At 44.8% G+C, this 13,169-nt stretch carries 6 protein-coding genes; 4 read left to right on the top strand and 2 right to left on the bottom strand.

Features of this window, described 5'->3' with window-relative positions; translation table 11 throughout:
• Positions 1-159: 159 nt before the first annotated feature.
• The 3 genes from ACT3QN_RS12565 (at position 160) to ACT3QN_RS12555 (ending at position 6,769) form a co-directional block, all read left to right on the top strand.
• A complete protein-coding gene (locus tag ACT3QN_RS12565) occupies positions 160-6,342 on the top strand; it encodes a DNA repair ATPase (RefSeq protein WP_444529262.1) in 6,183 nt (2,060 codons plus the stop codon).
• A gap of 64 nt (positions 6,343-6,406) precedes the next feature.
• Positions 6,407-6,568 (top strand): DUF2256 domain-containing protein, encoded by a 162-nt coding sequence (locus ACT3QN_RS12560; protein WP_444523689.1) that lies wholly within the window; start codon positions 6,407-6,409, stop codon positions 6,566-6,568.
• Positions 6,569-6,613: 45 nt separating this feature from the next.
• The gene (locus ACT3QN_RS12555; RefSeq protein WP_444523666.1) at positions 6,614-6,769 is read left to right on the top strand and encodes a DUF2256 domain-containing protein; all 156 of its coding nucleotides are present in this window, start codon (positions 6,614-6,616) and stop codon (positions 6,767-6,769) included.
• 121 nt (positions 6,770-6,890) lie between these two features.
• Here the strand turns inward: ACT3QN_RS12555 and ACT3QN_RS12550 are convergent, their stop codons facing one another.
• Complete coding sequence (locus ACT3QN_RS12550; protein WP_444529261.1) at positions 6,891-7,820, bottom strand: bile acid:sodium symporter family protein; 930 nt, start codon at positions 7,818-7,820, stop codon at positions 6,891-6,893.
• Positions 7,821-8,027: 207 nt separating this feature from the next.
• The gene (metH, locus tag ACT3QN_RS12545) at positions 8,028-11,714 is read right to left on the bottom strand and encodes a methionine synthase (RefSeq protein ID WP_444529278.1); all 3,687 of its coding nucleotides are present in this window, start codon (positions 11,712-11,714) and stop codon (positions 8,028-8,030) included.
• A gap of 813 nt (positions 11,715-12,527) precedes the next feature.
• On the opposite strand from metH, the gene ACT3QN_RS12540 reads away from it, so the two are divergent.
• Positions 12,528-13,088: a fasciclin domain-containing protein gene (locus ACT3QN_RS12540; protein ID WP_444527854.1), complete on the top strand. Its 561-nt coding sequence runs from the start codon at positions 12,528-12,530 to the stop codon at positions 13,086-13,088.
• The last annotated feature ends 81 nt before the right edge of the window (positions 13,089-13,169 follow it).

Raw genomic sequence — 13,169 nt, 5'->3', positions numbered from 1 at the left:
CCTTTATTGCCCAAAATTCTCTTATAGTGGATTCAGTTTAAAAGAGAATCAAGGCAACCGAGTGCAGATGTATATATGATACTTCAAACGAGGTTAACGCTGTAGCTCTTTTATAAAGGATTGACTATATTATGTAAAAACAAAAACGGACGAGTAACGATGGCGGATGCGCAAACTTCAAAGAACTCAGATAGCAACGATAATAGCAATGATAATAATAATGCTAATCAAGCAAACCAAACCGATCAGGCAGTTGCTTCAGGCAATGCTTATGAGCTCATCAAAAAACGTCTAACGGAGCAAGGCAGCCGCTTAGAGCAACAGACCGCGACGCTAAATAATGCGCGTCTCGAAGAGTTTGGCAGCACCCAGATGCAAGTCATCGCCCGTACTCGTATTCGTACCGAGCACAACTGTGTGGCGCAGGATATGGTGCAGGTTGGTGATTATCTGTTATTTGGCTACAACGTTTTTATGGGACTCAAGCGTGCGAGCAATATCAAGGACGTATTGTCGCTATATCGTCTGAGCGAGCCAGCTGGTAACGAAGAAGAATATCAGCTCGAAGAAGTCGATTTAAAGGGTACTTTTTTAGATCAAGACGCCTTTGTCCAAGACTTCAATGAGCTATATCGATATTACAAGCAAACGCGCCTGATTCAAATAACAGTGAAAGACAGCAAGCTACTGTTGGCGTTTCAGATTGGTGAGCGCATCACTGATATTCGAGTGTTCCGTTTCGCGCTAGATTTTAGTCAAGATACGCCAGAGTCGGCGCAAGTCGCTTATGTGGATAATCGAGGCGAGCGTGATATCGAGCTGCCGCCTGCTTATGATTTCGACTGGATTGAAACCACCCGTGATCAAATGATCAATGGCAAATATCCACATATGAATATCTTGGATACGATATTTGTGGAAACGGTCGGTGGCGATCTGACCATCAAGATTGAGGACAATACGCAGTCAGGCCAGGGGATTTATAGCGAACCGGTCAATGATCGCACCCAATCGCTGACTGATGCTGAGATTGCTTATGCCAAAGTCGGCAGTCTAATACTGCTCAAAATATTGCCTTACCGCGAAGAGGACTACCGTTATTTTGTTTATAATACTTTGACCGAAGCGGTTATGCGGTTGGATGCGATTGGACAGTCGTGTGTCCAGCTACCAGAAGACCATGGCATTATGTTTCCGGGTGGTTATTACCTACAGACTGGTGAGTATAAGCTGTTTGAAGCAAATAATGTTGGCGCTACCGACCTGCGGTTTAAGCATAAGATTGTATCGCCAAATGGAGAAGACGTTCTATTCTTATTCTATGACAGAGACTTGGGCGTCACGGGTCTGTTTCCTTATAACTTGATTAAAAAGCAATTGGCAAACCCTATTTACTGTAACGGTATGGCGCTGGCAGAGGATGGGCGTTTGGTGCTGTTTAGCGACCAAAGCGAGCCATCTCGCATTCATCCGATGCAGATATGGCACACGCCTTATGCCTCACACGAGTATGTGAGTGAGTTGCCTGAGAGCACCAGTTTTTATGGCAAAATTGGTAATAAAGAATTGGTACGCGGCATCTCGGATCTATATAGCATCACACGCCTCATTGATAATCAAAGCGTGTCACAAAAGCTCTATGAAGAGCTGACCAATAATACCAGCCGCCTCTTTGACAGTTATTACTGGTTGTCTGAGCCTGAGCTGAGCGAAGTCGCCAGCAGTATTAAAGAAGTGACGGCCACGGCTGAGTTGGTCATTGACGAGTTCGCTAAAGTACAAAGCATCCAAAAGCAAACCCAAACCGCATTAAGCGATGCCGATACGCAGCAAAGTGAGATTTTGCGGCAGATACGCATCACTAGCTTTGAGTCTGCCAGTGATTATGTCGATCAGTTGTCCGCATTAAGACGCCAAAAAGGCCGCTTGGTTAGTTTGGAGGATTTGCGTTATTTAGATGCTGATAAGTTACAAGCATTGCAGACGCAGTTAGAAGAAGCCGAGAGCGAACTGGCTGAAAAGACCGTGCTGTTTTTGAGTGGTGAAGAGGCGCTATCAAGCTACGAAGGCATATTGGTCGATGTCAGTGAGCGCTTAAATACCGCTGAAACCAATGCGGAGCTAAAGCCAGTACTAGAGAAAATCGATGAGACCGCGCAAGGTTTGGATCTACTAACTGAGCTGCTAGGCACACTGGATGTAGCCGATGCCACGGTGCGTACGCAAATTATCGACGACATATCGACCATTTATGCCAGCCTAAACCAGAGCAAAGCCAAGCTTAATCATAAGCGTAAAAACTTAGGCTCGGCTGAGGCTGTGGCGCAATTTGGTGCGCAGTTTAAGCTGTTTGGGCAGTCGATTGCCAATGCGTTATCTATTGCCAATACCCCTGAGAAATCAGATGAGCAAATGGCAAAGTTGCTAGTACAGTTAGAAGAATTAGAAAGCCAGTTCGCTGATCCAGAGACCAACAGCGGCGATCAGTTTTTAGCCGATATCATCAGTAAGCGTGAAGAGATTTACGAGACCTTTGAAAATCACAAGCAGCAATTGCTCGATGCTCGTAACCGTAAAGCGCAAAACTTAGGTGATGGCGCGCTGCGAATGCTCGAAAGTATCAAGAAGCGGACACAAAGCACTGGCGTCACAGGATTTATCGAGGAAGAAGCGCTCAATACGTATTTTGCGGCTGATAGTTTGGTACAAAAAGTCCGCAACATCGCAAAAGAGTTACAAGTGATGGACTTTAGCGTCAAAGCAGATGACATCGACGCTCGCCTAAAAGCCATTCAAATCGAGAGTTATAAGAGTCTAAAAGATAAGTCGGATTTGTTTGAAGATGGTGGTCAGATCATCAAACTAGGCAAGCACCGCTTTTCGGTCAATACTCAGCCATTGGATTTGACTTTATTGAGCCGTCAGCAGTCAGATGGCACACGTGTATTAAACCTGCATCTAACGGGCACAGACTATTATGAAGTGCTTAACAATGCTGAGCTGAACACCTTGCGCCCGTATTGGGACATGAATATCGCTTCTGAGTCTGACAAAGTATACCGCGCTGAGTATTTGGCCTACAGCATCATTGAGAGTGCCAAAAATAGTCAGGACGGCTTAACCGAAGAGCGTCTATATCAAGCATACGATGCGACCATTATTACCCTCGATGTTAATGGTGATATTGATAATGACAGTCCGTTGTCCAAATTGGTCAAAGCATACGCCACCCCTCGCTATCAGCTAGGTTATGACAAAGGCATTCATGATCATGATGCGACGTTATTACTGATGCAGATATTGCCGACGCTACGTGAAGCAGGGCTGCTGATCTATACCCCGCAAGTACGAGCATTGGCGCAGTTGTTTTATTGGCAGCTAAATATCGTACAAGCGCTTGGCTTAGACAGCTTACGTCAGTTCGGTTATGACGCTTGGCTGAGTGAATCTGTGCTAACGCGCGCGAGTAACTGGACAGATCGAGCCGCGACTGCCGAGCAGCTACGCCGCGCATTGGGTAGTGATAAGGCTAAATCGCTATTGGTCGAAGACATGGCTCAAGTGATGCGTGATTTTGTGAGCACCTATAACGATGACAGTAGTGATGAAGTTGTTAAAGAGTCAACTGTAGACACAGATGAAAATATAAGTGACGATCACAGTGCTAGTATCTTTAAACTAGGCTATGTGCAACTGGCCTGTGAGTATCTGGTTAGTGTCATTGGGCAGTCAATGCAAGCCGTTACCCCTAATGCCAGTACGCATAAAATACACTGGCAAACCAGTCAACAAGCGCAGCAGTTGTGTGAGCAGCTAAGCCAAACGCTAAGCGCTTCATCAGCTAGTATGCAAGCGACTGCCAGTTTTGATCAATTACAATCTTCAATCGGCAAGCTTGGCTTTCAGCCAAAATCAGCCTATGAGCTATTGACCACATGGTTTCATGCGTTACTTGATAAGACTTACGGTAATACTGACTCGGCCAATGCAACAGCGGATGGTACCGATGAAGACGGCGAGCTCAGTGAAGCGCAGTTGGCCGAAATCGCAGAAAAAGAAGCGCTACGCAAGCAGCAGCTAGAGAGTGGCCGTCACTATGTGCCAGAGGCGATTGCTGTGTTACTCACTCAATTGAACGATGCCCAACGTGAAGCTTTGGTGCAGCGCCTTATTGACTCAGGTATCAGCTTTGATAAAGGGGCTTTTAATAAAGGGCAAGGTAGTAAAAAAATAGATAATCAAGGTGCGAATGCCGCACCATCTGCTTTGTCATTTTCTTCAATCACCTCGTCGACGATGTCATCGGTCACGTCACTGACCAGTATCAATAATCCGCTCAATCAAGTGCAAAGCTTTGAGCGTAGTACGGGCAAGGTGTCGCTTGAAATACAAGTCAATAACTTGCTGGGTGAGCATGGACGTATTCATCAGCAGACCTTAACCTTTGCCGTTGATGACTTTCTCAATCGTCTACACCATCATGATACTCAAGTCATTCCTGCTTATAGACGTTATCTGGCCATGCGCTCAGAAATACTGCATGACTCAAAAGAGACGTTGCGACTCGACGAGTTTATGCCGCGCCCGTTGTCCTCATTTGTACGTAACCGCCTGATTAATGAGAGCTATCTGCCACTTATCGGTGATAACCTTGCTAAGCAGATGGGCACGGTCGGTGAAGATAAGCGTACCGATTTGATGGGTATTCTCATGATGATATCGCCACCAGGGTATGGTAAAACCACCTTGATGGAGTACGTGGCGAACCGTCTGGGCTTAATCTTTATGAAGATTAACTGTCCATCGCTCGGTCACGATGTCACCTCGTTAGATCCCGAAAAAGCGCCCAATGCGACTGCCCGAGAAGAGCTGAATAAAATTAACTTAGCCTTTGAGATGGGCAATAACGTCATGCTCTATCTCGATGATATTCAGCATACACATGCGGAGTTTTTGCAAAAATTCATCTCATTAGGTGATGGCACACGCCGTATCGATGGCGTTTGGCAAGGTAAAACCAAAACCTATGACATGCGTGGCAAAAAATTCTGCGTGGTTATGGCAGGTAATCCATATACCGAAAGCGGCGAGGCATTTAAAGTGCCTGATATGCTAGCCAACCGTGCTGATATCTACAACTTAGGCGATATCATGAGCGGTATGGAAGAGGTGTTTGCCCTCAGTTATATCGAAAACTCGCTGACTTCTAATACGGTACTTGCACCAATGGCCAACCGTGATTTAAGCGATGTACATCGTTTGATTAAAATGGCAAAAGCGGACAATGCTAACCTTGCCCAAGCACAAAGTAGCGAGTTGACCTATCCGTATAGTACTTCAGAGATTAATGAAATTGTCGCAATCTTGCGTCATATGTTTGCTGTGCAATCGGTTATTTTAGACGTCAATCAGGCCTATATTGCCTCTGCTTCACAAGATGATAAATACCGTGTTGAGCCGATATTTAAGCTGCAAGGCAGTTATCGTAATATGAATAAGATGACCGAAAAGCTGTCGGCGGTCATGAATGAAAGTGAGCTGAATCAGCTAATAGATGATCACTATCTGGGCGAGTCGCAGCTATTGACCCAAGGCGCGGAGAGCAACTTACTCAAACTTGGTGAGATGCGCGGCACCTTGAGCGAAGAAGAAAAAGCACGCTGGGAGCAGATCAAAGCGGACTTCTTACGTAACAAAGCCATGGGCGGTGAAGATGGTGATACAGGTGCGCGTATCGTCGCGCAGTTGGTCGACTTGGCCAGTGGTTTCAATGCCATCAGTAGCCAGTTTGAAACCTATTTATCCAAAAATGACCCAGAGAAAATCGCACGCTTACGCGAAGCAGGACAACAAGCGCAGTTAGACACCCAGATGGAGGTGCAGATAGAAGCACAAAAAGTCCTCGCCGATAGCCTCATGAACAATGCCAAAGTGGTCAGCGACAGCATCGACAATGGCTTTGAGAAGAGTATGAGCCAGCTGATACAAATCTATAAGCATGATCATAAAGCCGAAGGCGAGCATCTCAAGCAAAATCAATATGTACAAAAACAGCTCATGGTGCAGCTGGTCAATGCGGTGGAGCAACTGTCGCAAAAAATGGCAGATAGCTTGGTTGGCAATAATGATGATCAGGTAAATGATAGTCAGCTAGTAGAGAGCGATATACCTGATGTGCAGCAGCAGACTGCACTGATGGCAAATGCTCTCAAAGAAGCACTGGCGCCATTGACAATGCGTATGGATGAGAAGCTGGCGATTGATACCAGTACTGATCAATCTGGCAAGCTGATCGTCAACAGTCTCAATCGCCTAAACAAAATATTTGATGACTATGATTAGTAACTGTGCTTAGTAGGCTATGTTGACAAGTAACTGATATCTTAAACAAACCAATGAGAAAGCTATGGCGCACAAAAAGAAGAACGTCCGCAAAAAAGAATGTCCAGTTTGTGAGCGCGAGTTTAGCTGGACAAAGAAGCTGGATAAAAACTGGGACAATATGGTTTATTGCTCAGACCAATGCCGACGGGTAAAAAAGTATGAAGGCGTAGAACATCAAAAGTAAGATTTCACTATAACGCAAATAGTCAAAAGTAGATGGGAGCAAATAATGGCACATAAAAAAGTAAACCTACCTCAAAAAATCTGCCCCGTCTGCCAGCGCCCGTTTACGTGGCGTAAGAAGTGGGAAAAGGATTGGGAGCAGGTGATTTATTGTTCTGAACGGTGTCGTCGGGGCAAAGACAAAGAAAGTACAACGCAATGAAAGTATAAGGCAGTGATTTTAGTTAAAATTCAATAGGAAACTGTCTCTAATAAAAAGGTATGTGATTTTTTATAATCACATACCTATAGACAGCCATAATTTTGAATACATTTACTACAGACTAATTTGCATCTCTCTTGGCAAAAATATTCGCAACCAGTGCGCCACTAAAATTATGCCATACGCTAAATATTGCACTAGGTAAGGCAGCGACAGGGTTAAAATAAGTTGCCGCAAGGGCAGCGCCTAGACCAGAGTTTTGCATACCCACTTCCACCATAATCGCGCGACGTTGTTTCTCCGTAAATCCGGACAAGCGCGCGAGCACATATCCCAAGCTATAACCCAGCATATTATGTAAGGCAACCACGATAAAGACGATAGCACCGCTATCCAATATAGTCGCTTTAGATACGGCAACCACCGCCGCGATGATAATAGAGATACCCAATACCGACACCATCGGCAATACCTCGGTGACGAAATCGGTCTTTTTACCTAAAAATTTATGAAAGATAACACCTAGTAATATAGGCAAGATCACAATTTTGGTAATGGTCATCATCATACTGGCTAGGTCAATGTCGATCAGCTGACCGGCAAACACATTTAATAGAATAGGCGTCAAAAAAGGCGCAAGCAGAGTAGAGATAGAAGTGATCGCCACACTCAATGCAACATCCCCTTTGGCTAAGAACGTAATTACGTTACTAGAGGTGCCACCAGGACAACACCCGACCAAAATGACACCGACCGCGATTAAAGGGTCAAGGTTAAAGATGACGGTTAATAGGTAAGCGATCAAGGGCATGAGCGTAAACTGTGCCAACAGTCCTACTAGTACAGGTTTGGGACGTTTGACAATCTCTAGGAAATCTTCAGTTTTGAGTGTCATGCCCATACCGAACATGATGATGCCAAGTATCGGCACAATCAAAAAAGCCAATGAGGCAAAGAACGTAGGAAATATAAAGCCCAACACAGCACTGACCAATGCCCAGATTGCAAAAGTTTTGCCAATCCAACTAGAAAGTAATGCAATCTGATTCATAGCCTGACCCACAATAATAAAATTAATAGAATAGACAATAATCTAGCATGGTTCTTGTCAGCAAATGATAAAAGTATTTTTCCATGAACGTAGCGATAAGTTTTCTGATGATAGATAAATGATGTGCCATAAAAAATGGCTTACTCATATTAAATGAGTAAGCCAAAAAATCACTATCAGGTTTCTATAAGTTAATTAGCCAACCGACTACAAATTCGGATTTAACCACTTCTCAGCAGTCTTCATATCCCAGCCTTTACGCTCAGCATAACTCTCTAACTGGTCACGACTGATCTTACCGACATTGAAGTACTCACTCTCAGGATGAGAGTAATAGAATCCGCTGACCGATGACGCAGGCCACATCGCATAGCTTTCGGTTAGCGTTGTACCGATAGCATCGACCGTACCGAGCCAATCAAACAATTTGCCTTTTTCGGTATGCTCAGGACAAGCAGGGTAACCAGGGGCAGGGCGGATACCGACGTATTTTTCCTTAATCATCTCATCATTGGTGAGTGACTCGGTTGGTTGATAGCCCCAATACTCTTTACGTATCAGCTCATGCAGATGCTCAGCGAATGCTTCTGCTAGGCGGTCAGACAGTGCCTGTACCATAATGGCATTATAGTCATCGCCTGCCACTTTATATTGCTCAGCCAGTGCTTCTGTACCGACGATAGAGACAGTAAAACCGCCTAAGTGATCGGTATGTGTCTCTGATGGCGAAATAAAGTCAGCCAAGCTAAAGTTCGGCTTGCCACTGGCTTTATCGCTTTGTTGACGTAAATGCTCGAACTGATAGGTTGGGCTGCCACCATCATTAGGCGCATTATCATAGACCGTCACGGTATCTGCATCAGTACGGCGAGCGGGCATGAGTTTAAACACCCCTTTAGCGACGATTGATTTTTCATCAATCATCTTTTGCATCAGCTCATTGGCATTATTAAACAGGTCACGAGCCGCTTCGCCGACCACCTCATCTTGTAATATTTTTGGATATTTACCTACCAGTCCCCAAGAGATAAAGAATGGCGTCCAGTCAATATACGGAAGCAAGTTAGTGATGGGGTAGTCATCCAATATCACTTGGCCTAGTTTGTTTGGCACTGGTGGCACATAGTTGTCCCAGTCACCTTTAAAGCCCATTTTAATCGACTCAGCATAGGTGATTTTTGCCGCTTTTGGTTTACGCTTGGCCAGACGCTCACGTACCTTGGTATACTCTTCGCGGGTCTCATCGATCAGCGCTTGACGATGCTCTTTCGAGAGCAGCTTGGTCACTACACCGACTGAGCGCGAGGCATCAGTGACATAGATGACGCCATCGTTTTGATATTGCGGCTCCACCTTAACCGCGGTATGTGCTTTAGACGTGGTCGCACCGCCAATCATAAGCGGTAGGGTCATGCCGCGCTCTTGCATTTGCTTGGCCACATAGACCATCTCATCGAGACTTGGGGTAATTAGACCAGACAGACCGATGATATCGACTTTTTCTTTGATCGCGGTATCGAGGATAGTCTCACAGGGTACCATCACGCCGAGGTCAATGATGTCGTAGCCATTACAGCCGAGTACCACACCCACGATGTTTTTACCGATATCATGCACGTCGCCTTTGACGGTCGCCATGAGGATTTTACCTTTGACTTCGCCTTCGACCTTTTCGGCTTCGATATACGGGTTGAGCCAAGCGACTGACTGCTTCATGACGCGGGCAGACTTGACCACTTGCGGTAGGAACATTTTACCTGCACCAAATAAATCACCGACGATATTCATACCGTCCATCAATGGGCCTTCGATGACTTCTAGCGGCTTGGGGTATTTCTCCCACGCTTCTTTAGTGTCCGCTTCGATAAAGGTAGTAATGCCTTTGACTAGAGCATGAGCGATACGCTCTTCTACTGTACCTTCACGCCAGCTCATATCAACTGTACTGTCTTTTTTCTTACCGCCATCTTGGTAGTTTTCAGCGATGGTCATCAGGCGCTCGGTCGCATCTTGACCAGTCTCGCCTTGATTGTGGTTGAGCATGACGTCTTCGATAGCGTCACGTGCTTCCTTTGGGATATCATCATATAACTCAAGCATGGCAGGGTTGACGATACCCATGGTCAGGCCGTTTTTGATTGCGTGAAATAAGAATACCGAGTTGATCGCTTCACGGATTGGGTTACCACGGAAACTAAATGATACGTTAGACACACCACCCGACACCATGGCATTAGGCAGATTTTCAGTGATCCATTTGGTCGCATTAATAAAGTCGGCACCGTAGTTATTGTGCTCGGTGATGCCGGTTGCGACGGCAAAGATATTAGGGTCAAAAATAATGTCTTCAGATGGGAAGCCAACTTCATTGACCAGTACATCATAGCTGCGCTGGCAGATTTCAGTTTTGCGCTCGTAAGTATCGGCCTGACCATCTTCATCAAAGGCCATCACGATAATGGCGGCACCGTAACGCATACATAGCTTGGCTTTTTCGACGAACTCAGCGTGACCTTCTTTGAGTGAGATAGAGTTGACGACAGATTTACCCTGCGTGCGCTTTAACCCTTCTTCGATGATGTCCCATTTAGAGGAGTCAATCATCAGCGGTACACGGCTGATGTCTGGCTCACCTGATACGAGATTGACAAAGTGAATCATCGCCTGCTTGGAGTCAAGCATGCCCTCATCCATATTAATGTCGACGATTTGTGCGCCGCCTTCTACTTGGTCACGGGCGACATCAAGTGCTTCGGTATAGGCTTCGGTTTTGATCAAGCGTAAGAACTTTTTAGAACCTGTCACGTTGGTACGTTCACCGACATTGACAAACAAGCTATCAGTATCGATGGTAAATGGCTCAAGTCCAGACAAGCGGCAGGCAGGCGCGATTTCAGGAATCACGCGCGGTGCATAGTTTTTTACCATGTTAGCGATTTGGCGGATGTGTTCTGGCCTAGTACCACAGCAGCCGCCGACGATGTTTAAGATACCTGCTTTTGCAAAGCCTTCTAGCAATGCTGCGGTTTCTTCAGCCGTTTCATCATACTCACCGAACTCATTGGGCAGACCAGCATTTGGATGGGCTGAGACATAAGTGTCAGCGATATTAGATAACGTTTGGATATGCGGACGCAGCGCATCGGCACCAAGTGCACAGTTGAAGCCAACTGATAAAGGTTTGGCATGACGAACCGAGTTATAAAACGCTTCAGCCGTTTGCCCTGATAGCGTGCGACCTGATGCATCAGTAATCGTACCCGAAATCATAATGGGTAATTCAAAACCAATATCGTCAAACACGCCAGTGATTGCAAAGATTGCTGCTTTGGCATTGAGCGTATCAAAGATGGTCTCGATTAGAATAAGGTCAACACCACCTTCAATCAATGCCAATGTCGCTTCACGGTAGTTAAGTACTAGCTCATCAAAGGTAATGTTACGAAACGCAGGATCATTGACATCCGGTGATATCGAGCAGGTACGTGAAGTGGGGCCAACCACACCCGCGACAAAACGCGGCTTGTCTGGTGTTTTTGCAGTAAAGGCATCGGCCGCCTCGCGTGCCAGTCTGGCCGCTTCTTTGTTTAGCTCAGGCACCAGATATTGCATATCGTAATCGGCCATCGACAGGCGCGTACCATTAAAGCTATTGGTTTCGATGATATCTGCACCAGCACCAAGATGATCATCATGAATCTCTTTAATCATCTGTGGTTGTGAGAGCACCAGCAGGTCGTTATTACCGCGTACGTCTTGGCTAATATTTGCAAAACGCTCACCACGATAATCAGCTTCTTCTAGTTTATAGGTCTGAATCTGTGTACCCATCGCTCCATCTAGCATCAAAATGCGCGACGCCATTTGTTCGGTGATACGCGTCCGTGCCGTTATTTGTTGCTCTTTATAAGGAAATACGGCAGGTGGCGTCAGGATAAAGTCATCGGCAGATTGTGATGGGCTAGAAGTTGCATCGGTTTGTGAGTCGGTTGCTTGGGTCATAGGAACGCTGCTTATATCGTCAATGTTATAAAAGGAAGGAATAACAAGTAGGGTGTGATTTTTATAAAAAAGTAGCACTATTTTAGCATGAAAATCACACATCACATGGTGTCGTGCTTATTCCGCTTTGGCAATATCTCTAGGGCATGTCCTCATTTTTATAAATGGTCATAGAAATGAGATAGATGGCAGTCAAACAAGCAAGATAGCGCAAATAATATCGAATTATTAGTCAGTTATTCGACATCGTTTGGCACTGTTTGGTAAGAGTTAGCTATTTTCAACCTATCTAAATGACTACCGATTAGATTGTGGACATACCTTAATATGCTGTCTATATTTCGAATATGATATGAGAGTTTGTTGCACAAAAAAACAGGCATAAATGAATCATTATTCACTCAAAGATTACATAAAGCTTTGCTTGTATAAACTAACGACAAACATGACACTTAAAAGTCAGACAGAACTTACACCGCCACTACAAAAACAGCGTAAAGGTATCTTGATAAACTTTTTTGAGATGCTAATTTGATTTCAGAAGAATTAGCATTTCGTAAGTAATACTTACTAATGAGTGTTAATCGCTTTTACTAAAGCCGTTTTTCATCGACGTAATGGTTGTCTACGAAATGCAAATTAACCATTAAGATGACATTACCATCATTTGAGAATACTCAATCATCAATACTTAAGGATATGACTATGAAACTTACTAAAATTGCTACTATGGGTACATTGGCACTTTCAATTGCAGGACTGAGTGCTTGTAATAATATGACACCAAGTAGCAGTGAAGATGCGTCAACTCAAACCCCTACAAGTAGCCAAGCTGTATCGGATATGAACGTGGTACAGATTGCACAAAGCAATGCTGACTTCTCATTACTGGTTGAAGCAGTAGAAGCAGCAGGTTTCGCTGCACCACTGTCTAATCCTAATGCTAATTTCACTATCTTTGCACCAACTAATGAAGCATTTGCACAAGTATTGCAAGAAACAGGTATGACAAAAGATCAATTGTTTGCCAACAAGCCATTGCTAACCAAAATATTGGGCTACCATGTGATTAACGGCGCTGCACCAGTATATGCTGAAGATGTACAGCCAGGTGCGATCGCTATGCTTAGCAAAGACACACTGATGGTAACGGATCAAGGCCAATTGAAAGATGAAAACGGTCGTACAACCAATATTGTAAAAACTGATATTGCTGCCAACAACGGTGTCGTGCACGTGATAGATAAAGTTTTATTGCCTAAATAAGTATTGACGTAGTCATACTAACTGTACTTATTGCAAGGTTAAGCAGCCATTGTCTGTAATGATTTTATTATCAGACAGTGG

It is taken from the genome of Psychrobacter sp. AOP7-C1-14 (genome assembly GCF_052376135.1).
Lineage (GTDB): Bacteria > Pseudomonadota > Gammaproteobacteria > Pseudomonadales > Moraxellaceae > Psychrobacter.
The sequence above is the reverse complement of the archived record's forward strand: the minus strand, read 5'-3'. Positions and strand labels throughout refer to the sequence as shown.